Consider the following 24710-nt stretch of genomic DNA (forward strand, 5'->3'; position numbering starts at 1 on the left):
TTATTCAAGCTTTCACCTGCTATCGCTTGAGCTTAGTGGTGATAACAGTTGCTTTTTCTAAACTTAGCATCTTTTTATTTACTCATTATCTACCTCACTCACTTAAACAAAAGTTCCTTTGATCAATACTATTCCAAAGATGTAAGAATATTTATTTAGATAAGATGTATTGGTATGTAACATTTTATTAGGAGAGTCAGCAGATAAAATATTTCAAACTAATTCATTGACCTTAACCCTAAGGTTAATCTTATATTGACTATACTAACGAAAGATAATCCTCTGGAGATGTTATGAATATTGGTGAGCTTTCGCAGCAATTAGGGATTACAACGGTCACTTTAAGACATTATGAAAAGATTGGTTTATTAAAGCCCAAACGAAGTGCTAGTGGTTACCGACAATATGATCAATCGATCATTGATAAGATTCGTTTCATTGAAAATGCCAAATATATTGGTTTTAGTTTGTCAGAAATTTCTGAGCTATTTGCCATTGAGGATAAGAATCTATCAAGCGTGGAGGTTAAGAAAAAAGTTTGGCAGAAACTAGAAGATGTTAATGAGAAAATTACACTATTGACGCAGCTAAAGCAGCATCTTACAAAGCTTGAGCAGTCTTGTGATGGTAAGGCAGAAAGCAAAGACTGTCCGATTTTGAAAGACCTTTATCAAAATCAGAAAAATGGGAAAAAGCTGCAAGGAGCAACAAGAAGTAAAAAGGAGCAAAAAAAATCATGAGTAATGCAGAAATAAATCAGTATGAGTTTGCATTGAAAAATGTCTCATGCATGAGCTGTGTTGGCAAGATTGAATCAGCGCTTATTAAAATGCCAGAAATCACAGAAGGGCGCGTTAATTTTGCCGATAGAACCCTTCAGGTTGAAACAAGTCTTAAAGCACTAGATATTATTCAATGCTTAAAACAATTAGGTTATATTGCTGAAGAAATCACCGAAGGCTCAGAGAAAGCCACATTAGCGGAAAAACCTAAGCTATGGCAGAAGGTAATTATCCCTGGTGTTTTTGGCTTGTTTTTAATGTTTTATGGTATGAGCTCATACTCGCCAGTAATTATGCCGCATAGTATCAATATATTTTGGCTTATTATGGCGCTGATTACACTTGTTATTATGGTTACATCAGCTGCACATTTATATAAATCGGCCTATAAAGCTTTTTTGCAGCATCATGCGACAATGGATACGCTGATTAGTTTAGGCACGATAGCTGCGTGGATTTATTCAATAATTGTGATTATGGTGCCAGCAATAATCCCTGAAAATGCCAGACATAATTATCTTGAGGCAGCACTTATTATCATAGCACTGGTTAATCTTGGTGCTTGGTTAGAGCACAAGGCGCGAGGTAAAACATCCGAAGCTATTAAACAACTTATTGGTTTGCAACCTAAATTTGCCTATCGTATTAATACTGATGGGCAAGAGGAGAAGGTTGCCATTGATCAGCTGAAGCTAGGTGATGTGATTCGTGTTAAGCCGGGATCTAAAATTGCACTAGATGGTGAGATTATCGAGGGTAGCTCTTATGTTGATGAGTCTATGTTAACTGGTGAGCCCATAGCTGTTGCAAAGTCGATGTCAGACAAAGTGTTCTCAGGTACTCTCAATAAAACAGGGAGCTTTAACTATCGGGTGACTAAACTCACTGAAGATACGATACTTGCGCAGATCATTGCATTGGTAAAACAAGCGCAAAATACCAAGCCATCTATTGCGCGCTTTGCCGATACGGTATCAGGATATTTTGTCCCTTTTGTTATATTATGCGCAATTGCAGCAGCACTTGTCTGGTTTAATTTGGGATTTGGTATTGGTTTTGTCCTTGTCACAGGTATTACAGTACTTGTGATTGCATGTCCATGCGCACTAGGCTTGGCAACGCCAATTTCTATTATTGTCGGGATGGGTAAAGCCGCACAACTAGGCATTTTAATCAAAAATGGTGAAGCCTTACAAACTGCCAGTAAAATAACACACGTGGTGCTTGATAAAACCGGTACGATTACCAAAGGGCAACCTGAGGTCGTAAGTGTAGCTTGTGTTGATGGTGTTAATGAACAGGATTTATTAAAAATAGCGGCGAGTTTAGAGGCACATTCTGAGCATCCATTAGCTGAGGCAATTGTCAAAAAAGCGTTAAATTCAGCAGAGTTATTACCCATTAATAATTTCCAGAGTCATACCGGACTTGGTGTGACCGGAGAGGTCAATAATGAGCCTGTTATTATTGGTAATCATAAAATCATGGCAAATCATGGGCTTAAAAATCTCAAGCTAGAAGCACTTGCTGCAACTAAAAGTCATCAAGGTCAAACGGTCATGTATGTAGCAATTAACAAGATATTAAGCGGCATTATCGCCGTTGCTGACCCTGTTAAAGAACATGCCAAAGAAGCCATTGATATATTTAAGCGCAATAATATCCAAATTACGATGATCACAGGTGATAATAAACAAACCGCACAAGCAATTGCTAAAACGCTTGGTATAGATAATGTCTTAGCCGAAAGTATGCCAGAGGATAAACTTAAGCATATCAAAGCTTTACAACAACAAAACGAAACGGTTGCCATGGTTGGTGATGGGATTAATGACGTACCAGCATTAGCACAAGCAGATGTGGGTTTTGCGATTGGGAATGGTACGGATATTGCGATAGAAAGTGCGGATATTACCTTGATGCGTAGCTCACTAATCGGTGTTGCTGATGCCATTTTAGTCTCACGCGCTACAATGAAGAATATCAAGCAAAACCTGTTTGGTGCTTTTATTTATAATGGCTTGGGTATTCCAGTAGCGGCAGGCATTTTATTTCCAGTGTTTGGCGTGCTTTTAAGTCCGATCATTGCAGCAGCTGCAATGGCTGCATCATCACTCACGGTTGTTACTAATGCCAATCGCTTACGGTTTTTTAAAGTTAAAAAAATAAAAAACAATAGCATAATTCAAGGAGAAGCAGCATGACTACGATTATTGTGAATGTTGTATTAATTATTGCTGCCATTTTTGTCGTGTATTGGTTTTGGTTGTCACAAGCAAAGATTGAAAAAATACAAAATAATATAGCGATTATCACTGTTAAAGATGGGGTATATACACCAGCAAGTCTGCATTTTAATGTTGGTGATGAGATCAATCTTGAGTTCTTACGCATTGATAAAAGTGCATGTGCTGAAGTCATCTTTTTTAAAGAGCTTAATAAACAATACACATTACCATTGCAAGAATCTTTTCATATCAAACTTGGTAAGCTCCCCAAAGGGGTATATTACTTTAGTTGTCAGATGAATATGTATCAAGGCACAGTCGTTGTAGCGTAGTTAATAGGGTATTTGGAGGCGGATAAATGCAGGAAGAAATCACAAAAAATAAGCATGTAAAACTTAAAAATCTTGGGCTAATTGTTTTAGGAGGGGTGATTGGTTTTGCCATTTTTTATGCATTACCTTTAGATCAAAGTAAGCAAAGCAACAAAGAAAATGTGGATCAGAGAGCTAAAAAACCACTGTATTGGGTGGCACCAATGGATCCAAACTACAAAAGAGATCAGCCAGGAAAGTCGCCAATGGGGATGGATTTAGTGCCTGTTTATGCTGAGTCATCTACAGCAAATGGTGTGAAAATTTCACCTGATGTGATGAATAATATTGGTGTGCAAGTGGAACCCGTGAAATACCGAAGCTTGCGTATTAACATTGATGCATTAGGTGTTATTAAAGAAAATGATAACTATGTTGAACATGTGCACACCTATGAAAATGGTTGGATACGTAAACTTCAAGTTGCTGAAGTTGGCAAAGAAGTAACAAAAGGTCAGCTAATAGCCCAGATCTATTCGCCAAAATTATTAGAGGCAGAACAGGAATTTGTACTTGCGCTACAAAGCAAACCTATTGCGACTAGCTCAGAAACATCACAATATACTGATCAGACAGACTATATCAATGCTGCTAAGCTTAAACTTAGCGCACTAGGGATCTCAGATGGGCAGATAGCGCGTATTGAAAAAAACAAAAAAGCCGATGTACTCATTGATATTTATGCGCCAATTTCGGGCGTAGTTTCTGAGCTTGAAGCCAAAGAAGGTATGTATATCACACCAGATAAAAACATTATGTCTATTGTTGATTTAAGCACCGTATGGTTAAATGCAGAAGTTTTCCCTAGTCAGGTGCAGTATCTTAATATTGGTGATCAAATCAGTGGCAAGATCAATGGTATTAATGAAATTTTCAAAGGCAAACTTACATTTATCTCACCAACAATTGATCCAGTGACGCGAACCGTGACAATTCGGGCAACACTTGATAATAAAGATCAATTGCTTAAGCCAAATCTTTATATGGATGTTAGCATTTTATCGAAAAAATTAGATAAATCTTTAACAGTACCAAGCTCGGCAATTATTCGTTTGAAAGATCTTAATTATGTGATCTTAGAAAATGGACAAGCTCAATTTAGCGCACAAGAAGTGAAATTAGGGCTTGAAGCAAATGGTTATACGCAAATTTTGGCAGGGTTGACAGCAAATGATAATATCGTTACCTCAAGTCTATTTTTAATCGACTCAGAATCCAATGTTCAAGCAAGCTTAAAACGTCTTAATGCCAATCATCCGCCTCAAGCAAAAATGGATAAGATGTCAAAACAATCAAAATCTAGTCTTTATCAAGGAATGGGGGTAGTGCAAAAAATAGATAAAGAAAAGCATGTCATCATCTTATCACATGAACCAATAAAGGCACTTAAGTGGCCTGCCATGACAATGCCTTTTAGTGTTTCAAATAAGGTTGACTTGGATGCATTAAAACCCTCTGAACGTATTCATTTTGAGTTTGAGAAACAAGCCAATGACTATGTGATTACTAAAATCACAATACATTAAGGAAGAGATGGGCTATGATAAAAAATATAATTTACTGGTCAATCAAGAATAGATTTTTAGTGATCGTCGCAACAATTGCATTAATTGTTGCAGGTATTTACGCCATTAAAACAACCTCTGTTGATGCCATTCCGGATCTTTCTGATGTGCAAGTCATTGTCAAAACCAATTACTCAGGACAGGCACCGCAAGTTGTTGAAGATCAAGTGACCTATCCATTGTCAACGGCAATGTTATCAGTACCAGGTGCCCAGAGCGTGCGAGGCTATTCATTCTTTGGAGATTCATATGTCTATATTATTTTCAAAGATGGCACAGATCCTTATTGGGCGCGCTCACGTGTTCTAGAGGTTTTAAGCCAAATTTCAAATAAGTTACCGGCATCTGCAAAAAGTGCTTTGGGTCCAGATGCCACGGGGGTTGGCTGGATTTATCAATATGCTTTAGTTGATCGATCAAATAGTATGGATATTTCAAAGCTAACCAGCTTGCAAAATTGGTTTTTAAAGTATGAGTTACAAACTGTCCCTGGCGTCTCAGAAGTTGCAACCGTTGGTGGTATGGTTAAACAATATCAAATCACTTTAAACCCTAATGCCATTCGTGCTTATAACTTAAACTTAAATAAAATCAAGCAAGCCATTATTGATGCTAATCAGGAAGTGGGTGGTTCAGTGCTTGAGATGGCAGAAGCTGAATATATGGTTAGAACCAATGGCTATCTGAAAAATTTACAATCGATCAAAGACATTCCCGTTGGTATCATGCAAAATGGTACAGCGATACTGCTTAAAGATATTGCAACGATTAATATCGGTCCTGAAATGCGCCGAGGCGTTGCTGATTTAAATGGCGAGGGCGACAGTGTTGGCGGCATCATTGTGATGCGTGATGGTGAAAATGCATTGGCAACCATTAAGGCGATTAAAGCTAAGCTACAGTCTTTACAAAAAAGCCTACCTGCTGGGGTTGAAGTTGTTGAAACCTATGATCGATCCACGCTTATTCATAATGCGATTGATAATTTAAGTGATAAATTGATCGAAGAGCTGATCATCGTATTATTGGTTTGTTTGGTATTTTTGTTTCATATTCGTTCTTCACTCGTAGTGTTAATCAGTTTGCCAATTGGCATATTATGCGCATTTATTATTATGCGCCTTCAGGGGATCAATGCTAATATTATGTCCCTTGGCGGGATTGCCATTGCTATTGGTGCAATGGTGGATGCTGCTATTGTGATGATTGAGAATGTGCATAAACACTTTGAAAATAATGTGGTGACCAAAGATAATCGCTGGCAGCTAATTGCCAAAGCTACTGCTGAAGTCGGTCCGCCTATTTTCTTTTCATTATTAATTATTACTTTAAGCTTCTTGCCCGTATTTGCTTTGCAAGCTCAAGAAGGCAAGCTTTTCTCGCCCTTAGCCTATACTAAAACTTATGCCATGGCAGCGGCAGCTGGTCTTTCAATTACATTAGTGCCGGTACTGATGGGCTATTTAATCCGTGGTAAGATCGTGCCTGAGCATAAAAACCCAATAAACCGTATTCTAATGGTAGCTTATAAGCCATTTTTAAATGGGGTGCTTAAGTTTCCAAAAACAACGATATTGGCATGCTTAATTATTGTGGCAATAACGCTTTATCCGTTAAAGCATATTGGTTATGAGTTTATGCCTGATATGAATGAAGGGGACTTGATGTATATGCCGACACTTGTGCCAGGTGTTTCCATTGGAAAAGCGCAGCAGGTATTGCAGCAAACAGATCGTTTGATTAAAACAGTTCCTGAGGTTAAAACTGTTTTTGGTAAGATTGGTCGTGCGCAAACGGCAACCGATCCAGCACCTTTAACCATGATTGAAACAGTGATTCAGTTTAAGCCTAAGTCACAATGGCGCAAAGGCATGACATTTGAAAAGATCAAACAAGAACTTGATCAAGTCGTTAAAGTGCCAGGTGTCACCAATGCTTGGGTGATGCCAATTCGTACACGTATTGATATGTTGTCAACAGGGATTAAAACACCGATTGGTATTAAAATATCAGGTGATAATTTAGCAGAGATTCAAGTTTTAGGTAGCAAGATTGAGAAGCTGTTAAATCAGTTGCCTAACACAACCTCAGTTTATGCCGATCGCTCTGAAGGTGGACGTTATATCAATATTGATATCAATCGCAAAAAGGCGGCGAACTATGGACTTTCCATTGCTGAAATTCAATCACTCATCTCCATGGCAGTAGGGGGGATGAATATCACCGAAACCGTTGAAGGGTTGGAACGTTATCCTGTTAACTTAAGATTTCCACAATACGATAGAGACTCTTTAGAAAAACTCAAAGCATTACCGATTGTGACACCAACAGGTGCACATATTGCTTTATCGGAAGTCGCTAATATTTATATCGATAAAGGTGCACCGATGATTAAAAGTGAGAATGGACGTTTAACAGGACTTGTGTTGGTTGATATCAAGGGCGATGTTGGCAGTTATATCCATCAAGCACAAGCGCTATTGGATCAAAAACTACCGTTACCAACTGGATATGCACTGAGCTTTTCAGGGCAATATGAGTATATGCAGCGCGCTAATCAACAACTTTTAAAAGTTGTTCCCATTGCTGTGGCAATTATTTTATTGTTATTGTATTTAAGTTTCCGACGAGTCGCTGATGTATTGATGATTGTATTGACTTTGCCATTGTCTATCGTTGGTGGTATTTGGTTAATCTATCTTTTGAATTATAATTTGTCAGTAGCTGTAGGCGTTGGTTTTATTGCATTAGCTGGCGTTGCCGTTGAAATTGGTGTGCTGATGCTGGTTTATATGAATCAAACGATACAATCCCTTAATAGAGAAACATTGACAGATAATGATATTAAACTCGCTATTATTGAAGGAGCATTAATGCGCGTGCGCCCAATCACAATGACGGTGGCGACGATTATTATTGGTTTGATTCCTATTATGTTCGCAACAGGAACTGGGTCAGAGGTTATGCAGCGCATTGCAACACCGATGGTGGGAGGCATGATTAGTGCAACTATTTTAGCGCTATTGCTACTACCCGCTGTATACTATGTTTATCAAAAAAGGCGTCTATTGAAGTAAAAATATGGTGTGATTGAGTGGGTGGCTCAATTTAAATGCAATCAAACAATCTAAATAATAAACCTAAACTATAAAGCAAAGTTGTAAGTAAAGGAAACAACAGTTGTAAAAATATATTGATTGCTGACCATTGGGCTATTATAAATTTCATTTGATAAACGGTTTAATCTGGTGGCAATGAAGATATTCCAATGTTTTGAAAAGTTTACTGCTGTCATCAAACCAATATAAGGACTAAGTGTGCCATTTGTTGTGTATTGTGGCAACCCTGATTTCTGTGACTCAGGCGCTGTAATTCCATAGTAATAATCAGTGATTTCCTTGCTGCTATAACTTAAACCAGTCGAAGGTGTAACAAAGAAAATTAAATTTGTATTTACTGGCAATATCAAGCGCTTACTATATTCAGCACTTAGCAAATAACCATTGGTGCGCGTTGTAACATCAATATTAGCAGCGAATGCTAAATTCCCATAAGTGCTTTTGAAGCCCTGGGTGAGTCCCAACATTACAAGGTAGTTGCGATTATCAAGCTGTTGTAACTGCGGATCATCACTTTGACTGGCCCTAAATGTTTCAGGATATAAAAATAACTGCGCTTGTGTTTTAGTGTGCTTGGTATTTAAAAATCGGTAAGCAATATATGGTCCATTGATCGAGAGATCTTCTCCTTGATAGCTAATGACGGGGATGGGTAAGATGGTTGGCGAGGTGTTTTTATAAGGATTTGGCGAAAAAATACCACCAAAGCCGATGCCAAAAGGATATGCTTCCGGTTTGAATGCTTTGTATTCATTATTGAATTGTTTCGTTTTAGTATCATCAGTCGCAGTGATCGTCTTTGTATTGTTGTTTGAAGTATGCGTGTCAGAATATGCAGGCGCAGAAAGCGCCAACAAAAGGCAAAAAGATGTTGTAGCAAGATCTTTCTTCATCATACAAATGTCGTCCTATTTTATTTGGCATTCGGGTTGCTGCAAATTAATGCATATAACTGAATAATTAAGTCAGTGAGTCTTTCTAGTGACTTATTACGTTGATCCAATGACAGATGCTCAAAATCACAATCATCATCAAACCCTAAAATATCATCAATCACGGCTTCAATTTGCGGATTTAATATCCAAGCGTCTACGAAGTACTCAAAGCCACGCTCAAAACCATCAAGCCATAGATCAATCGCGGGCAATGCTTGATCATTATGCATCTCGTGATAAACAAGTGGTTCAAACTCAGTTAGCTCATTGGCAAATGCTTTTTTTACACGACTATGTTCAGCAATTAATAGCTTGATCAGTTTTTCTTTTTCTGCTTCAGATTTAAATTGAGGTAGTGCATCTTCTTGCCAAACACCTTCTAACCAATCTTCATGATCTATCATATCAGGGCAAAGCAATACGGCTGTGAGATATCCATCTAACATGGATAGTGAGAAAATATGTTCATCTTTATCAAAATTATCGGCGGGTTCCGGATATAAATTAAGAAGCAGATCATCGAGCTCATTGGCTTTATTTGAATCGAATTTAGTGGGTTTACTTGAGGCTTTGTTATGCATAATGCATCCTTGTTTTTTGTTATTGGGTCAAGCTTGGAGGAGAGTATAGTCAAACTAAGCCGGTGAATCAAAATAAACACTAAGCTTCATACGGAATAAAGCAAAAAAGCCATGGCAGAAAGGCTGTAAAATGCTTGATGAGTGTTATATACTGGCACAAGCATTAAACGTAACTTAATCAGTTGAAGATGAAGACAGCAAAAGTAATTGCCCTTTTACAACAAAAAGGTGGCTCTGGTAAGACAACAACCGCAATGAATATTTATGGTGGACTTAAGGAATTAGGTCATTCTGTATTAGTTATTGATATGGATAAAGACAAGCCAGATGCTTGGTCGTGGGCAGCTAAAAATGAAGACTCGGCTGATAATGTTATTCAGGTGGATGAAAAGCATGCCAGAGAGGCAATTGCAGAAGTCAAATCAAAGGTGGATTATATCGTCATTGATACGCCACCGAATTTCCAAACGGCTGCCTTAAAGGCCGCTTTATTAGCAGATTTAGTGATTATTCCGGCGGCACCCAGTGGTATGGATTTATCAGGTCTTCTTGAAGCAAAAGATCTGGCGTTAACTGCTGATCGCCCTTATAAGCTACTTGCTAATCGCGTTGTTAAAGGCTCAAATATGTCGCGTAGCTTGCTTAATGTGCTAGAAGAAGAAGGTAAATCATTTAGCACGTTTATTCCGCAAAGTGTTAAGTTTGTCGAAGCTGAAGCCTCTGGTATGTATATCGGTGATTACGCGCCTGAGAGCAATGTCCATGTTCAAGTTAGAAGACTAGCTAAGGAAATCGTGGCTTCATTCTTAAGGGTGACTGCATGAGTGCCAAAATATCCTTAGCCAATAGAAAAAGGGTGCATGAATTGGGGAGCACTGATGGCAGCGCTGATAATAAAAAAGAAGCGCTATTGGCACTTAAGCTTAAAACTTTAAACGAGCATGCGGCACAATCAGGTGAATTGCTTAATATTAATTTAAATGAATTAATGCCTGATCCCAATCAGCCGCGTAAAATCTTTAGAAATATTGATACTTTGGCGCAGAGTATTGCGCAAAAGGGCATTATTCAACCGATTATTGTAACGCCTAAAAAGGATGATGGCTTTTATCATATTATTGCTGGTGAGCGCAGGTTTAGAGCAGCAAAAGAGCTCAAACTTGAAAATGTGCCATGTATTTTACGTGATGAAGCAGATAATGATATTTTAATTATTCAATTGCTTGAGAACGAGCAACGTGAAAAAGTCTCCCCATTTGAAGAGGCCGATGCGCTAACTGAGCTTGTGATGAAGCGTAAAGTGAATAAAGCAGAAGTTGCTGAGTCTTTAGGGCGTGAACCAAGCTGGGTATCAATGCGCTTAAAACTTGCCAAATCGTCACAAGCAATTCGCCTGTTAAGTCAAGATGGTTTGATCGATGATGTGCGTACACTGTATGAATTGAAAAAGCTTGAAGATGAATTACCGCAAGTTGCCAATCAATTTGTGCAAAAAGTGCGAGAGAATAAAATTCATGGCGCTTATCGTCAAGCGATTAAGCGTGCTAAAGAAACATGGTATAAGAAACAAGATAAGCTTGACGACAAAGAAAACTCAATTCAGATTGAAGAGATCTTGAACTTAGATGATGGGGTAATTGGCTTTAAAGCAGATAAAGAACACGCCAGTAAACTCTATACGTTCAAGTTATCAAAAGCAGCGTTAATGCAGCTCAAAGAGATGATTTAAAGAGTTGGGGTTCAAAGAGATCTTAATGAAAATAGCCTTACTGCAAGCTGATCATATTCCGGAATATCGCCACTGTGTCTCAGGAGGCAATTACCCTGATATGTTTGCCAATCTTTTTTTGAAAGTCTCAACCATTGTCGATATTGATGTTTTTGATGTGACCGTTGGTGAATACCCAAAGGATATCAATCATTATGACAAATTTATTATTACCGGTAGCAAAGCAACATCATTTGAACGTCTGCCATGGATCTGTGTCCTAGAAAATTACATAAAGACACTGTTTGGTTTACACAAAAAGATGATTGGTATTTGCTTTGGTCATCAAATCCTAGCGCAAGCCTTAGGTGGACGTGTTGAACGCTCTGTAAAAGGCTGGGGTGTTGGTGTGCAGTGCATTAAAATACTTGAAAGACAAGCTTGGATGTGCCCGTTTCACGATCATTTGAGCTTGGCTTTTTATCATCAAGATCAAGTGGTTGAGCTGCCGCAAAATGCCACTTTGATTGCCACAAACACCTTTTGTCCTGTACAAATGTTTGTCATTGAAAATTTAGTGTGGGGAATGCAAGCACATCCAGAGATGTTGCGTGCACATAATCATTTGTTAATAAAAGAGCAAAAAGAAGTATTATCACATTGCTTTGAATCAGGCATAGATAGCTTGAGAGTGCGTGATCACGGTAGGGTAGTTGCGCAGTGGATGGTTAATTTTTTTGAAGGAGCTAACGATGACTGTTGGTAGTATTGTAGTATTTGGCGATAGCCTACAAGATAATGGCAATTTAATTAAAACACTGGAAATTCCAGGAGTACCTTATGACCGTGGCCGTTTTAGTGATGGATTGGTTGCTTGTGAGTATCTTGGTAAGATGCTCAAGGAAAAGCAGCAAACAACAGCAGATATTAAAGTAAATAATTATGCCATAGGTGGCGCATGCACTTCAGGTAAAAATCCAAAATCACTATTAACAGCGCATTCTTTTTCAGTACAAAATCAGATTGATCGCTATGTTGCACGACAAGGGCGCTTTGCCGATGATGCGCTTATTATGCTAAATGGTGGTGGCAATAACTTCTTATTTGCTGTGCATAATGAAAAACCTTTCTTAAACTTCCCCGCGGTCTATCGCGTTGCCAGTGATTTACTTTCTAGTATTGATCGCGTGATTAAGCTTGGTGCTAAGAGGATTGTTGTTTGGAATGTGCCAGATGTGACTGTTGCACCCGCTTATGAGGTGACACCTTTTCCAAAGCCTGTAGTTATTTGGCTTAAGAAATATATCAAGCGTAACATTATCAAGCAGAATAAGCAGCTTGAAATAGGTGTTAATAAACTTAAAGAAAAATATCCTTTCGTGCAGCTTCATTTATTTGATGCTTATGCTTTATTGCACGAAGCATTAGAAACCCCGATGGCATTTGGTTTTGATAATGCGACGGAAGCCTGCATTAGAAGCTTTGGTGGTGTTGATGCTAATGGTGAAATCCAAACAGATATTCCCATTGAACATGATCCACAGACACATTTATTTTGGGATTATGTTCACCCAACAACCAAAGCACAAAAGATGCTTGCTGAGAAAATATTTGACTTACTACATCCGTTGTAGTGAGTTATTAGCCATGATTTAATTTGTTAAACAACAAGGATAAAATAGATGATTGTATTAGCTGGTGATGTTGGTGGAACCAATACACGTTTGCAATTGACTGAGTGTAAAGACAAAAAGTCAAAAGTATTATTTGCCAAGAAGTATTTAGCCGTTGATTTTAAAAGCTTATCCGCCATTATTGAGAAGTTTCTTGCCGAATCGGCGATTGATAAAGCGCTGATTAAAGCTGCTTGCATTGCTGTGGCAGGCCCTGTTAAAAATGGTGCGATTGAATTTACCAATCTACCGTGGGGACTTACCGAAACTGAATTAGCTGAAGTCTTAACGCTTGATATTAGTAAGGTTAAGTTGATCAATGATTTTGCCTCAATTGGCTATGGTCTAGATTCGGTAGAGACTAAAGATTTAGTCTGTTTGCAACAAGCGCCGATTGATCAAAATGCACCGATTGCAATGGTTGGTGCGGGCACTGGCATTGGTATGGGAATCGTTACCAAACATGATAACAAGACCTTTGTTTACCCAAGCGAAGGAGGGCATCAAGATTTTGCACCTGTTGATGATGAACAAATTGGCTTGTTTCAATTCTTAAAGAAGAAGCTTCATCGTGTTTCCATTGAGCGTATTTGTTGCGGTCCTGGTCTTGTTAATATTTATAAATACGTCGTAGCTAACCCTTTATATAATCAACCAGAGTCACCTGAACTAAGACGTGATATGCACAAAGGTGGCGATCAAGCACAGCTGATCACGCAATATGCCGTTGAAAAGGGGGACCCGATGTCATTAAGAGCTGTTGATATCTTTATTCGGGTTTATGGTGCAGTCGCTGGAAATATGGCGCTAGCCACTTTACCAAAACGTGGACTTTATATTGTCGGAGGGATTGCGCCCAAGCTTATTAAACAAATGCAGGATGGTCGCTTTATGAAAAACTTCCATGATAAAGGACGTATGACGGGGCTAATGAAAGAAATTCCGGTTTTTGTTGTGATGGATACTGATGTGGGTATTAAAGGGGCTAGTGCTTTTGCCTTGTCATTGTGCGAAAAATAATCCTAGTATTTTTAGAGATTTGCGATAAGATGAGCAGTGGAAATTTATTTTTCTCTTTGCGTTTTCGCATTTTTGTTTTTTTGCTGAATTAACTTAGAAAAGGATACGTATGCAAAACAATGTAGAAAAACGACCACTTGATATGAAAAGTGTGCTGATTTTAACGTTAACACCGATTGCGGCATTAATATTTATTCCATATTATGCCGTAACTTATGGCTTTTCCTTGGCTGACTGGCTTTGGTTTGCCTTTTTTATGATAGCAACTGGCTTGTCGATTACTGCAGGCTATCATCGCTTGTGGTCGCATCGCGCCTACAAGGCAAAAGCACCCCTTAAGATCTTTTTTATGCTATTTGGTGCGGCAGCTTTGCAAAACAGTATTATCAAATGGTCATCGGATCATCGTAAGCATCACCGTCATGTTGACGATAAGGAACTTGACCCTTATGCAGCAACCAAAGGCTTTTGGTATAGTCATTTCACTTGGATGCTAAGAGAGTTGCCAAGAAAAGTGAGTAAAATTGAAAACGTAAATGATCTTGAGAAAGATAAGATCGTTGCTTTTCAACATAAATACTATGTGCCATTAGCTATTTTTATGTGTGTATTATTGCCAATGCTTATTGGAGCTACCTATGGCAGTATCGGTGGGTGTTTGTTATTAGCGGGCTTACTACGCTTAGTACTTAATCACCATTTTACATTCTTTATTAATTCATTGGCGCATGTTTGGGGTAAACAGAAATACTCTGATGAGAATACCGCACGTGATAATCCTATTTTGTCATTGGTCACTTATGGCGAGGGTTATCATAACTATCATCACAAGTATGCTGGAGACTATCGCAATGGTGTTAAATGGTATGACTTTGATCCTTCTAAATGGATTATTTTTAGCGCATCAAGAATCGGTTGGGCATATGATCTAAAAACCACACCAAAGCCCGTGATTGAAGCGGCACGCGCGTCGATGCAATTGAAACATGCACAAAATAAGCTTAAAGATAAGCGTTATATCAAGCTGGTTGTTGATTTTGAACAGCGCTTAGAGACGCAGTATAAATTGCTTTTTGATAGCATTAAAGATTGGGCCAAAGCCAAACAAGCTTGTTTGCAAGCAAAGAAAGATAAACTGTCTTCAACACAAGTTATCCAGTTAAAAGAGCGTTACAAAGAGCTAAAGCGTAAATTCAAAACTGAACGCAAGGTATGGCGTGTGATGGCTTACTCTTCAGCTAAACTTGCCAAATCACAAAATGGACGTGCGGCTTAAGGTTAAAGTCAGATAAATATCCCACCACGAATCACTTTGTGATGGATATATATCAATTAAGGTTGTTGTTTTGTTGCCGCAATGACAATTTCGCGAATGCAAACATTTTGTGGTTGCATATAAGCATAGATAGCGGCATTAGCAACATCATCAGCAGATAAAACGCCACCCATATCATCTTTCCATGCTTCATAACCAGCTTTTATCTCTGATGATGAAGTATGGCTTAATAATTCAGTTTCAGCAGCACCTGGTGCGATAGTGATTACACGGACATTATGTTCGGCAACTTCTTCTCGAACATTTTCACTAATTGCATGCACGGCAAACTTAGTACCACAATAAGCAGCATGATTAGGAAAGGTTTTTCTTCCGGCAATTGAACTAATATTAATAATTGTTCCTTCATTGCGCTGCTTCATATCAGAAAGAACAATTTGCATGCCATTAAGTAGGGCGTTGACATTAACATCAAGCATTTTGGAGAACTCGCTTGCATGTTGACTGTCAATCTGACCAAGTAGCATGACACCTGCATTATTAATTAGACAGTCGGTTCTCCCAAACTTTTGCTCAGCGTCTCTTACAGCTTTTTCAAAAGCATTGCGATCAGTAATGTCAACTTTAGCACAAATGGTATTAGGTAACTTAAGTGCTTCAAGTTTATCTAAACGTCTTGCAATTAGTAGTAATGGAAAACCATCGGCACTTAATTTTTTAGCAATTGCTGCACCAAAGCCAGAGCTGGCACCAGTGATCACAACTAGTTTTTTGTTTTCTTGCTTACTCATATTTGTATTTCTCTTTAGGTTAGTGATATTTGAAGAAGAAAGTATATAGATTAGTAGGAGCTAATTCCAGATGGCATTAGTTTTTTTCAGATATGATGCTTAACCCTTGTTTCATATAGCTTATCGTCATATGTGTTTAGTCAAATTTAGAAAGTATACTTTTCACAACCCCTTTAATATCAAGCTTTTGAGCGTTTTCACAAAAACAAAATTTCCAAGTGAATTAATGTTTCACTGATCAGAGAATAAAAATAGCTTGATATATTAATAAAGTCTAATGTAGAATATTCTAATGTAACTGAATAATTGATTTTATAGTATGACCAATTTAATTGTTATGCGTGAGAATGCGCAAAAAGCTGCCAACTTGCTAAAAGCTATTTCACATGAGTCAAGGCTGATGATTCTCTGTCTTTTAACACAAGGAGAGCTTTCTGTGAGTGAGCTTGCGGAATATTCAAACCTAAGTCAATCTGCATTTTCACAACATTTATCGGTGCTACGCAAAGAGAAACTTGTCACCACAAGAAAAGAATCACAAACAGTTTATTATCAGCTTAAAGATCCAAATGTTAAAAAGATTATTGATACACTTTATGAAATTTACTGTAAATAAAAAAATTTAGCAAAAACATTAGAATATTCTAATTTAGAACAATCTATATAAAGGAGAAACGAATGAACTATTGTCAAAATATCTCAATCAATGAATATAATGAGCTTTGCCAAAATCAACGTGTTAAATTAATTGATATCAGAACACCTGATGAATATACAAAAGAACATATAGAAGGCGCTATAAACAAAACCTTAAACGAGTTGAATTCTCATGTTTTTTCAGAAGATGAGATTGTTGTATTTTATTGCCAATCTGGTAATAGAACGCTTCAAGCAGAAGGTTTTTTTGCAAAACTTCCCCTTAAAAAAGTATATATCCTGAAAGGAGGAATCAATGCATGGAAAAAAGCAACTCTGCAAACCGTTATTAATGCTAAAGCACCTTTTCCCATTATGCGTCAAGTACAAATCATTGTTGGTTTTATGGTGGTGCTAGGTATTATTCTTTCTTATACCGTTTCGCCTTGGTTTAATATCTTAAGCGCCTTTTTTGGTGCAGGATTATTATTTGCAGGACTATCTGGCACTTGTGCGCTTGCAAACGTATTAATGTTTCTACCGTTTAACAAAATAAAAAACAAGGAAGGATAATTATGATTTTAAAACAATTATTTGATTTTGATACCTATACTTATACCTACTTACTTGCATCAGGTGTTGGGCGCGAAGGCGTGATTATTGATCCAGTGAAAGGTCATGAGCATATGTATGAAAAATTAATTAATGAGTTGGGTTTGAAGTTAGTTGCTGCTATTGATACCCATGTTCATGCTGATCATATTACTGCACTTGGAACACTTCGTGAACGACTGGCCTGTCAAAGCATAATGGGTGAGCAGTCTAGAGCTGATTGTGTGTCTATTAAAATCAAAGAAGATGAAACTATTAATTTTGATGGACTTAAACTCAAAGCCATATATACGCCAGGGCACACAGATGACTCTTATAGTTTTGTTTTAGATGGCTTTGTCTTTACAGGAGACACCCTCCTTATTCGTGGAACAGGCAGGACTGACTTTCAAAATGGTGATGCTTATGCACAATATGACAGCATTAAAAACAAACTATTAAAGCTTGATGATCATTTAATCGTTTACCCAGGTCACGACTATAACGGCCATACTTCAAGCAGTATTTATGAGGAAAAACGCTTCAATCCAAGATTACAGGTTAATAGTGCCCATGAATATGCTGATCTTATGGCAAATTTAAATCTACCTAATCCAAAATATATGGATATTGCTGTCCCCGCGAATCTCAGATGCGGATTAGATAAATGATCATTTATTGTTATACGCATTTTAAATGTTAAACTTTATTGTTATGTGATAGTAGGGATTTTGTCAGATGATAAGAAATATACAAACAGATATTTGTGTTATTGGCGGCGGATCAGGTGGTTTGTCTGTTGCTGCGGGCGCTGCACAAATGGGTGCTCAAGTGGTATTGTGCGAAGGAGGTAAAATGGGTGGCGACTGTTTGAATTATGGTTGTGTGCCATCTAAAGCACTGATTGAAGCAGCACGCATACAGCATCATATAAACAAAGCGCCACAATTTGGAGTCAAAGCACATGGAGAGGTGAACTTCAAAGCAGTTCATGCGCACATTCATCAAGTGATTGCAACAATTGAACCACATGACTCGGTTGAACGCTTTGAATCGCTTGGTGTTCAGGTGATTAATGCCAATGCTCGTTTTATCAATGCAAAAACAGTTGAAGCAGGTGAGTATCGTATCACCGCAAAATATATCGTATTAGCAACCGGGTCACGTGCACGCATTTTGCCATTAACAGGATTATCTGAGATTGACTATCTGACGAATGAAACCATTTTTGATTTAACCGAATTGCCACAATATTTAGTGATTGTTGGCGCCGGTCCAATAGGTTGTGAGCTTGCCCAAAGCTATTCTTTACTTGGTTCACAGGTAACATTGTTGGAAGCGGCCTCTGAAATACTGGGTCCTGCCGATAGTGATTGCAAAGCCATCGTGATGGATGAATTTGTCAAGCTTGGTATCGATGTTATGACGAATGTAAAAATTCAATCATTTAGCCAAGATAATAATGATATTAAATATATTGATTACGAGCATAATGGGCAACAAAAACGACTTCAAGCATCCCATGTTTTAATGGCGACAGGGCGCATGCCAAATATTGAGAAACTTGATTTGGATAAAGCAGGTGTTGTCTATTCGCCACATGGCGTTAATGTCGATAAACGCTTACGCACTAATCATAAACATATTTATGCTATTGGAGATATTGCCAGTCCATTACAATTTACGCATATGGCGGGCTATCATGCAGGCATTGTTATTCAGAATATGCTGTTTAAACTGCCGGCTAAAGTTGATCATTCCAGCTTTCCTTGGGTGACATATACCACACCTGAAATTGCGCATACGGGGTTAGCGATTAAAAAAGCTGAAAAACAGGGAGCCCAAATATTACAATTAAGCTTTGCCGATAATGATCGGGCACAAGCAAGTCACGCAACTAATGGTTTAATCAAAGTGGCAGTCACTAGTAAAGGTCATATATTGGGCGTTTCAATTGTGGGTGAGAGTGCCGGAGAGCTTATTACACCATGGACAATTGCCATTAAGAATAAATTAAAAGTCAAACATATGGCAAGTTTCATTGCACCCTATCCGACTTTGAGTGAGCTAAGTAAGCGCACTGCAGGTAGCTTTTATACGCCTAAGTTATATAGTGCTAAAACACGTCAATTTGTTCGTTTGTTATTGAAATGGTTTTAGTTTCGATAGTATCTGTTAGAGCTTTTGTATGAATGAATTTCAGTCTTTTATATCTAGTGCTTGAACCCTTAAGTTTTTGTTAAGATTTCCCTTTTAATTTTGTTGTGTTTTTAAGCATAATCAATCTTTTGATTGACGATTTAAATTAACTTAACACTTAAGGAATTAACATGAAAAAACTATTATTATCTTTGGGTTTAATTGCAACTTCTAGTGCTGCTTTTGCCGCGACTTATCAAGTTTACAATGAGCCAAATACTAATGCTAAAGTGGTATCTGAGCTAACTGATCAGAATCAAAATCAATATATTCAATTCTTCCAAAAAGACAACTGGATTAAAGTTGCGGACACACAAACAGGACAAGTGGGGTGGGTAAATACGGCACAAGTTAAACATGCGCAAATGCAAACACAATACCAACAAGCCGTGAATGCACTTAATATGCAACAAAAACAGTTAGAAGCTGAACGTCAGGCATTTGAGCAAAGATATCAACAGGCAGCACATAATCTTCAACAGCAAATGCAGCAGTTAAAGCAGCAAATGAGTCAAGCACAATCACAAAATGCACCAGCACAAGCAGCAGTCCAGCCTGCACCAAAAACGCTAGCATCAAATGCAAGTCCGAATGCTAATAATGCTAATCAGATGCAGCGTTCATTTAATTCCGTAAGCATTCAAACTAATCAAGACGGCAAGACTGCTACGGTAACAAGAGAATGGTTGGGTAAAGATGGCAAAGTGCAAAAAGAAGTAAAAAAAGTGCCTGTAAGCGAATTACAAAAGATGTCTTTGAACTTTTAATTTACTCTCACAATGCGTGAGCGCTGACTCATCATTATGCTAACTAAAGCGCATACAGACAAAGTGGATAATATAATTGCCAAAGGTAGTTGATTCTTTAAAGGAATAAAGGCAGCTAATGCCGTTAATAATCCAGCACCGAAGTTTTGCGCACCACCCAAAACAGCTCCTGCTGTTCCTGCGATACTTGGGAATTCTTCTAATGCTTTGGTGGTTGCGGTAGGGAAAATCAGCCCGCATCCTAAGAAGTACAAACAGCCTGGTAGAATAATGCTCAGACTTGTTACACCAAATATATAATAGGACAAACCAAGTGCAATACCGCTAATCAAAAGGGTAAAACAACCAATGAGTAATAAGCGATCAAGGCTATAGCGTCGTGCAAGGCGTGCTGAGAGAAAACTGCCAAACATATAACAAGGCAGAGGGATGATAAACAACAAGCTAGCAACTGCTGGAGAAAGTTTTAAAACAGAAGTAAACAAGGCGCCTGAGCTGACCTCAAATACAGCGATGCCTCCATTGGCAACGATCAATAAAATAAGATTGATGATAAAGTTACCATTGGTTAATACGGTTTTATATTTGGCTAAGAGGTTACCTTTGTTTGATTTCTGCTGGTTAGTTTCAGGGAAGAAAATCCATTGAATAATAAGAAGCAGAATGCCGTAAACTGTAAGAAAGATAAAGATAGCACGCCAACTATGAAGATCAGTAAAAAAACCTCCCAACAAAGGCGCAAGTAAGGGTGCAAAGATAAGTGCAATTGCCATAATGCTATTAGCACTATGCAGCTTCGTGCCAGAATATAAATCACGCATAACAGTTCGCGCCATAACACCGGCAACAGCAATGCCACTTCCTTGTAGGAAGCTTGCAATTAAAAGGGTTATAAAGTGCGTTGCAAAAATAGCTAAGATAGATCCCAGTGTAAAAAAGACAATACCGATTAAAATCATTGGCTTGCGACCAAAGCGATCGGAGTAAGGGCCATAAAAGAATTGGAGCAAACCATAAGGAAATAGATAGCAAGCAATCACGGCTTGCATACGACCAACGCTAACGGAAAACTCATGCGCCATCTGTGTGAGTGCAGGCACATAAATGGTATTAGTCATTTGCCCTGCGGCAGTCAGCAAAATAATAAGCAATAAAATGCGATAAAAATGACGATCAAAATTAGCCATGTTTATACTTCAATATGTAGTGTCGAATAAACTTGTCGCCATCATAACGCAAACCGTAAAAAATAATAGCCTCAGACACTTAAAAAACATTGATTAATGCTGTAAATGAATTAATGATGGGTATATACTGCGACTCAAACTAAGCGGAAATATTTAAAAGATAAATGTTACTTACTTTAGATGTTGGCAACTCGCATATTCATGCGGGTGTTTTTGATGATGATGAGTTGATATTACAGTTTCGTTATAACACAGCTTCAGCGCATGGCAGCTCAGATCAAATAGGTATTTTTCTAAGGCAAGCACTAAGTGAGAATAGTCTTGATCCAAATAAAATAACGGGTGTTGCTATTGCCTCTGTGGTGCCGGCAATTAATTATTCACTGCGTTCTGCCATTTTAAAGTATTTTGATTTTGAACCATTTTTCTTGCAACCTGGTGTCAAAACAGGACTAAAGATGCAAGTGGCAACACCCAAAGAGGTTGGTGCTGATCGAATTGCAGGATGCATTGCTGCTGTTGAGTTATTTGCCAATAAAGATATTTTGGTGATTGATTTGGGTACAGCGACAGTTTTTGATGTGGTGCGTAAAGATAAAGCCTATTTAAGTGGCGCTATTTTGCCGGGCGTGCGTATTTCACTTGAAGCATTAAGTAGTAATGCTGCTCAGCTATCGTCAGTGAGTATTGTCAAACCAATGATGGCAATAGGCAAGGATACTGATACTAATCTGCAATCGGGTATTTACTATGGACATTTAGGTGCATTAAAAGAGCTTAAATCAGCAATGATTCAGGAATTGAAAACAGACCCAAATACAGTAATAACGATTGCAACGGGTGGGTTTTCGCAATTATTTAATGTCTCTGGGTTATTTGATGCCATTGTGCCGGATTTGGTGTTGCAGGGTATTAAAATAGCATTTGATAAAAATAAATAACGAAGTAGAAAATATGATAAAAAAGCCAAACGTGCAACAAGCTGAAGAAGCAATTAAGACGTTATTAGAATATATTGGTGAAGACCCTAATCGTGAAGGGTTAATTGAAACACCCAAGCGTGTTATTAAATCATATGCTGAATTTTTCAAGGGATACGAGGAAGACCCTGATGAGATCCTATCAAAGACATTTGAAGATGTTGAAGGCTATGATGAGATTGTGCTTTTAAAGAATATGCGCTTAGAGTCGTATTGTGAGCACCACATGGTGCCAATTATTGGTAAAGCGCATGTTGCTTATTTGCCGAATGGTAAAGTTGTAGGCATCAGTAAAATAGCGCGTGTGTTAGATGTGTTTGCCAAACGCCTACAAACACAAGAGCGCTTAACTATGCAGATTGCTTTGGCGATTGAAAAAGCACTAGCACCCAAAGGTGTTGCCGTAATTATTGATTCAATGCATCAGTGTATGACTACACGAGGCGTGCATAAATCTGAAACATCAACAGTGACAAGTTGTATGCGAGGAATCTTTAGAAAAGATGAGAAAAGCCGCAGTGAGTTGATGTCACTGATTTCAGGACTGTAGGAAAAGTCAAAAAAAGCGCTGCGTTTACTTGGTCTTAGTATTATAACCTGTATAATATTTGTATCGTTAGTTTTGTTTTTAACAAGAATGAAAAAGCTTTTTTTAGGTCTTTGCTTTTTAATGACAGGTTGTGCAAGCACGCATGAAATCGTTGCAAACTCGATGCAAAAGACAGTCGCAGCACAGCGTAATGATATTCACTTTCGTGATGGCTTGGTAAAGTTGCCCAATGGTTCCAGCGCTTATATGGCGTATCCTAATAATGGCTATGATGATTTGCATAGTTATCCAGAAAGTGCGAAGAAAACGTTATTAGCACTAAACGATGCACTAAAAGATCATTTTAAAACACTGACGCTAGCATCACATTTTCAGTCGGCACAGTTTGAATATTTAGCAGCACGTGATAAGAAGTATGACTATTTTATTTTGCCTAGAATCAATAAATGGACAGAAAGTTACACATTATTAACTGGTGTTGCTGATCAAGTTGGGTTAAGTATTAAAATATATGATCTAAGAACGAACCAGCTTATTGATGAAGTGCATATTAATAGCACAAGCTCAAAAATGCCAGGGTTTGAAAAAACACCGCTTGAGCTATTGCATGAACCATTAATCGAAATTGCCGAGAGTTTATTTATGCAAGGAAAGCCAGCTAATGCCTCATAATCATCACAAGCTTGATAGTGCTTATGCGATTTTGCCAATAGCATTTGCCGATAACGCAAATCAACCATTTTTTAAAGAATGCCCAGAGTCGACGCTCATCTGTGGTGGTAAAGATGTGTTTGATCGAGATTATTATATGCAACATGAGGCATATCATGCATGGCTGAAAATGCAGCAAAGTGCTTTGCAAGAGGGTGTTAACTTGATGATCGTTTCAGCATTTCGTAGTTACCTATATCAAGCCAATATTATTTTAAATAAGTTAAATAAAGGTTTATTGCTAGAGGATATTTTAAAAGTATCAGCTTTACCTGGATTTAGTGAGCATCACACGGGCTGTGCTTTGGATTTTACCTCAGATGAGGAGGATGAAGTGCTAACAGAAAGCTTTGAGCAAACCAAAGCTTTTAAATGGTTATTAAAGCATGCCCATGAGTTCCAATTCACTTTAAGCTATCCACGAGACAATGTGTACGGGTTTATTTATGAACCTTGGCATTGGTGTTATAAAACATCTTAAGTTGTGCTATGATCAGCGATTTCTAAGCAAGTTGTGAGTCAACATGACGTTTACAACGTATATAATGTCACTAAACCTCAATACACCTTTTCTACAGCACGAAAGTTATTGATAAGCACCAGAATAAGCTCAGGGTTTGTCAAAATGATGGATCTGAGCTAAAAAGCATAGAAATTCATGGATTCAAATGATTATTGGGATTGCCGTTTGATAAAAACTTGGGGAAGTCCAGCTCTTTTAGTATAACCGATGAAATTCTTTAGAGTGCAAACAGCCCTGCTTAATGAAGGGCGAACTTTAATAAATTTAGCCATTACTTTTTGTTATTATTCGATTCTTTATTTGTGTTTGATATTGTTTCATTCTCTAACAGAGCCGAGATGGGAAAACTACGGTTACTTTATATTTCGTGCACCTTGAACTAATTACAACAAAGGAGATGAGATGATTAAATCTACAGCTCACCGGTTTAATTCTAATCAAGTGTATAATATTAACTTGGTTGGAGCAGATAGATGATAGATTGGATCGTTAATTTAGGGCGTATTGACCCTGTAAA

Annotated in this window: 24 protein-coding genes; 20 read left to right on the plus strand and 4 right to left on the minus strand. The window is 38.0% G+C overall.

Translation table 11 applies throughout. The features are described from left to right. Nucleotides 1-293: 293 nt before the first annotated feature. From IE867_RS08795 to IE867_RS08815, 5 genes are read left to right on the plus strand one after another with little or no spacing between them, the layout of a single operon-like run. Nucleotides 294-740 carry a heavy metal-responsive transcriptional regulator gene (locus IE867_RS08795; protein WP_192484347.1) on the plus strand — a complete coding sequence of 149 codons (447 nt, stop codon included), beginning with the start codon at nt 294-296 and terminating at the stop codon, nt 738-740. Beyond that, on the plus strand, nt 737-2986 hold the full coding sequence (locus IE867_RS08800; RefSeq protein WP_192484348.1) for a heavy metal translocating P-type ATPase: 2250 nt from the start codon (nt 737-739) through the stop codon (nt 2984-2986). The genes IE867_RS08795 and IE867_RS08800 overlap by 4 nt, the downstream gene beginning before the upstream one ends. Then, nucleotides 2983-3342: a cupredoxin domain-containing protein gene (locus IE867_RS08805; protein ID WP_192484349.1), complete on the plus strand. Its 360-nt coding sequence runs from the start codon at nt 2983-2985 to the stop codon at nt 3340-3342. Before IE867_RS08800 ends, IE867_RS08805 begins: the two co-directional genes overlap by 4 nt. Before the next feature lie 26 nt (nt 3343-3368). Beyond that, the gene (locus tag IE867_RS08810) at nt 3369-4907 is read left to right on the plus strand and encodes an efflux RND transporter periplasmic adaptor subunit (protein WP_192484350.1); all 1539 of its coding nucleotides are present in this window, start codon (nt 3369-3371) and stop codon (nt 4905-4907) included. 14 nt (nt 4908-4921) lie between these two features. Continuing rightward, nucleotides 4922-8023 (plus strand): efflux RND transporter permease subunit, encoded by a 3102-nt coding sequence (locus IE867_RS08815; protein ID WP_192484351.1) that lies wholly within the window; start codon nt 4922-4924, stop codon nt 8021-8023. A gap of 68 nt (nt 8024-8091) precedes the next feature. Here IE867_RS08815 and IE867_RS08820 read toward each other — a convergent pair whose 3' ends face one another. Beyond that, nucleotides 8092-8961, minus strand: coding sequence for a MipA/OmpV family protein (locus IE867_RS08820; protein ID WP_192484352.1), 870 nt, complete (start codon nt 8959-8961; stop codon nt 8092-8094). A 17-nt stretch (nt 8962-8978) separates the two neighbouring features. Next, nucleotides 8979-9581, minus strand: coding sequence for a UPF0149 family protein (locus IE867_RS08825; protein ID WP_192484353.1), 603 nt, complete (start codon nt 9579-9581; stop codon nt 8979-8981). A 182-nt stretch (nt 9582-9763) separates the two neighbouring features. Here IE867_RS08825 and IE867_RS08830 point away from each other — a divergent pair, with 182 nt between their 5' ends. The 6 genes from IE867_RS08830 (at nt 9764) to IE867_RS08855 (ending at nt 15258) form a co-directional block, all read left to right on the plus strand. Further along, nucleotides 9764-10405: an AAA family ATPase gene (locus IE867_RS08830; protein ID WP_192484354.1), complete on the plus strand. Its 642-nt coding sequence runs from the start codon at nt 9764-9766 to the stop codon at nt 10403-10405. After that, nucleotides 10402-11310, plus strand: a complete 909-nt coding sequence (locus IE867_RS08835; RefSeq protein ID WP_192484355.1) for a ParB/RepB/Spo0J family partition protein — start codon at nt 10402-10404, stop codon at nt 11308-11310. Before IE867_RS08830 ends, IE867_RS08835 begins: the two co-directional genes overlap by 4 nt. Before the next feature lie 25 nt (nt 11311-11335). Then, on the plus strand, nt 11336-12055 hold the full coding sequence (locus IE867_RS08840) for a glutamine amidotransferase-related protein (protein ID WP_192484356.1): 720 nt from the start codon (nt 11336-11338) through the stop codon (nt 12053-12055). After that, nucleotides 12042-12923, plus strand: a complete 882-nt coding sequence (locus IE867_RS08845) for an SGNH/GDSL hydrolase family protein (protein ID WP_192484357.1) — start codon at nt 12042-12044, stop codon at nt 12921-12923. Before IE867_RS08840 ends, IE867_RS08845 begins: the two co-directional genes overlap by 14 nt. A gap of 48 nt (nt 12924-12971) precedes the next feature. Beyond that, complete coding sequence (locus IE867_RS08850) at nt 12972-13982, plus strand: glucokinase (RefSeq protein WP_192484358.1); 1011 nt, start codon at nt 12972-12974, stop codon at nt 13980-13982. Nucleotides 13983-14091: 109 nt separating this feature from the next. Continuing rightward, the gene (locus IE867_RS08855) at nt 14092-15258 is read left to right on the plus strand and encodes an acyl-CoA desaturase (protein WP_117001297.1); all 1167 of its coding nucleotides are present in this window, start codon (nt 14092-14094) and stop codon (nt 15256-15258) included. Between the two features lie 56 nt (nt 15259-15314). On the opposite strand, the gene IE867_RS08860 is transcribed toward IE867_RS08855, so the two are convergent. Continuing rightward, nucleotides 15315-16049 carry an SDR family oxidoreductase gene (locus tag IE867_RS08860; RefSeq protein WP_192484359.1) on the minus strand — a complete coding sequence of 245 codons (735 nt, stop codon included), beginning with the start codon at nt 16047-16049 and terminating at the stop codon, nt 15315-15317. A 319-nt stretch (nt 16050-16368) separates the two neighbouring features. Between IE867_RS08860 and IE867_RS08865 the strand changes: the two genes are divergently transcribed. The 5 genes from IE867_RS08865 to IE867_RS08885 all read left to right on the plus strand — a co-directional run bounded on the left by IE867_RS08865 (nt 16369) and on the right by IE867_RS08885 (nt 20242). Then, complete coding sequence (locus IE867_RS08865) at nt 16369-16665, plus strand: ArsR/SmtB family transcription factor (RefSeq protein WP_192484360.1); 297 nt, start codon at nt 16369-16371, stop codon at nt 16663-16665. Nucleotides 16666-16727: 62 nt separating this feature from the next. Continuing rightward, nucleotides 16728-17258, plus strand: coding sequence for a rhodanese-like domain-containing protein (locus IE867_RS08870; RefSeq protein ID WP_192484361.1), 531 nt, complete (start codon nt 16728-16730; stop codon nt 17256-17258). 2 nt (nt 17259-17260) lie between these two features. Next, nucleotides 17261-17947: an MBL fold metallo-hydrolase gene (locus IE867_RS08875; protein WP_192484362.1), complete on the plus strand. Its 687-nt coding sequence runs from the start codon at nt 17261-17263 to the stop codon at nt 17945-17947. A gap of 67 nt (nt 17948-18014) precedes the next feature. Further along, entirely contained in the window at nt 18015-19436 is a 1422-nt protein-coding gene (locus IE867_RS08880) for a dihydrolipoyl dehydrogenase family protein (protein WP_192484363.1), read from the plus strand. 170 nt (nt 19437-19606) lie between these two features. After that, nucleotides 19607-20242, plus strand: coding sequence for a hypothetical protein (locus IE867_RS08885; RefSeq protein ID WP_192484364.1), 636 nt, complete (start codon nt 19607-19609; stop codon nt 20240-20242). Here IE867_RS08885 and IE867_RS08890 read toward each other — a convergent pair. Next, the gene (locus tag IE867_RS08890; RefSeq protein WP_192484365.1) at nt 20239-21429 is read right to left on the minus strand and encodes a Bcr/CflA family efflux MFS transporter; all 1191 of its coding nucleotides are present in this window, start codon (nt 21427-21429) and stop codon (nt 20239-20241) included. The two genes, IE867_RS08885 and IE867_RS08890, sit on opposite strands and share 4 nt — an antisense overlap. Before the next feature lie 164 nt (nt 21430-21593). On the opposite strand from IE867_RS08890, the gene IE867_RS08895 reads away from it, so the two are divergent. From IE867_RS08895 to IE867_RS08910, 4 genes are all read left to right on the plus strand, one after another. Beyond that, nucleotides 21594-22370, plus strand: a complete 777-nt coding sequence (locus tag IE867_RS08895; protein ID WP_192484366.1) for a type III pantothenate kinase — start codon at nt 21594-21596, stop codon at nt 22368-22370. A gap of 13 nt (nt 22371-22383) precedes the next feature. After that, nucleotides 22384-22959 (plus strand): GTP cyclohydrolase I FolE, encoded by a 576-nt coding sequence (gene folE / locus IE867_RS08900; protein WP_192484367.1) that lies wholly within the window; start codon nt 22384-22386, stop codon nt 22957-22959. A gap of 87 nt (nt 22960-23046) precedes the next feature. Beyond that, the gene (locus IE867_RS08905; RefSeq protein ID WP_192484368.1) at nt 23047-23631 is read left to right on the plus strand and encodes a DUF4823 domain-containing protein; all 585 of its coding nucleotides are present in this window, start codon (nt 23047-23049) and stop codon (nt 23629-23631) included. Next, nucleotides 23621-24151 (plus strand): M15 family metallopeptidase, encoded by a 531-nt coding sequence (locus tag IE867_RS08910; protein ID WP_192484369.1) that lies wholly within the window; start codon nt 23621-23623, stop codon nt 24149-24151. Before IE867_RS08905 ends, IE867_RS08910 begins: the two co-directional genes overlap by 11 nt. Nucleotides 24152-24710 lie beyond the last annotated feature (559 nt).

This window comes from Cysteiniphilum marinum (genome assembly GCF_014857925.1).
Taxonomy (GTDB): domain Bacteria; phylum Pseudomonadota; class Gammaproteobacteria; order Francisellales; family Francisellaceae; genus Caedibacter; species Caedibacter marinus.

Bases quoted from the DNA above. Each gene is read 5' to 3' on its own strand.
- IE867_RS08835 (WP_192484355.1), top strand. From the start codon at position 10,402: ATGAGTGCCAAAATATCCTTAGCCAATAGAAAAAGGGTGCATGAATTG.
- IE867_RS08815 (WP_192484351.1), top strand. From the start codon at position 4,922: ATGATAAAAAATATAATTTACTGGTCAATCAAGAATAGATTTTTAGTG.
- IE867_RS08865 (WP_192484360.1), top strand. From the start codon at position 16,369: ATGACCAATTTAATTGTTATGCGTGAGAATGCGCAAAAAGCTGCCAAC.
- IE867_RS08810 (WP_192484350.1), top strand. From the start codon at position 3,369: ATGCAGGAAGAAATCACAAAAAATAAGCATGTAAAACTTAAAAATCTT.
- IE867_RS08825 (WP_192484353.1), bottom strand. From the start codon at position 9,581: ATGCATAACAAAGCCTCAAGTAAACCCACTAAATTCGATTCAAATAAA.
- IE867_RS08855 (WP_117001297.1), top strand. From the start codon at position 14,092: ATGCAAAACAATGTAGAAAAACGACCACTTGATATGAAAAGTGTGCTG.
- IE867_RS08885 (WP_192484364.1), top strand. From the start codon at position 19,607: ATGAAAAAACTATTATTATCTTTGGGTTTAATTGCAACTTCTAGTGCT.
- IE867_RS08840 (WP_192484356.1), top strand. From the start codon at position 11,336: ATGAAAATAGCCTTACTGCAAGCTGATCATATTCCGGAATATCGCCAC.
- folE (WP_192484367.1), top strand. From the start codon at position 22,384: ATGATAAAAAAGCCAAACGTGCAACAAGCTGAAGAAGCAATTAAGACG.
- IE867_RS08895 (WP_192484366.1), top strand. From the start codon at position 21,594: ATGTTACTTACTTTAGATGTTGGCAACTCGCATATTCATGCGGGTGTT.
- IE867_RS08880 (WP_192484363.1), top strand. From the start codon at position 18,015: ATGATAAGAAATATACAAACAGATATTTGTGTTATTGGCGGCGGATCA.
- IE867_RS08910 (WP_192484369.1), top strand. From the start codon at position 23,621: ATGCCTCATAATCATCACAAGCTTGATAGTGCTTATGCGATTTTGCCA.
- IE867_RS08875 (WP_192484362.1), top strand. From the start codon at position 17,261: ATGATTTTAAAACAATTATTTGATTTTGATACCTATACTTATACCTAC.
- IE867_RS08860 (WP_192484359.1), bottom strand. From the start codon at position 16,049: ATGAGTAAGCAAGAAAACAAAAAACTAGTTGTGATCACTGGTGCCAGC.
- IE867_RS08800 (WP_192484348.1), top strand. From the start codon at position 737: ATGAGTAATGCAGAAATAAATCAGTATGAGTTTGCATTGAAAAATGTC.
- IE867_RS08890 (WP_192484365.1), bottom strand. From the start codon at position 21,429: ATGGCTAATTTTGATCGTCATTTTTATCGCATTTTATTGCTTATTATT.
- IE867_RS08805 (WP_192484349.1), top strand. From the start codon at position 2,983: ATGACTACGATTATTGTGAATGTTGTATTAATTATTGCTGCCATTTTT.
- IE867_RS08820 (WP_192484352.1), bottom strand. From the start codon at position 8,961: ATGATGAAGAAAGATCTTGCTACAACATCTTTTTGCCTTTTGTTGGCG.
- IE867_RS08905 (WP_192484368.1), top strand. From the start codon at position 23,047: ATGAAAAAGCTTTTTTTAGGTCTTTGCTTTTTAATGACAGGTTGTGCA.
- IE867_RS08870 (WP_192484361.1), top strand. From the start codon at position 16,728: ATGAACTATTGTCAAAATATCTCAATCAATGAATATAATGAGCTTTGC.
- IE867_RS08795 (WP_192484347.1), top strand. From the start codon at position 294: ATGAATATTGGTGAGCTTTCGCAGCAATTAGGGATTACAACGGTCACT.
- IE867_RS08845 (WP_192484357.1), top strand. From the start codon at position 12,042: ATGACTGTTGGTAGTATTGTAGTATTTGGCGATAGCCTACAAGATAAT.
- IE867_RS08850 (WP_192484358.1), top strand. From the start codon at position 12,972: ATGATTGTATTAGCTGGTGATGTTGGTGGAACCAATACACGTTTGCAA.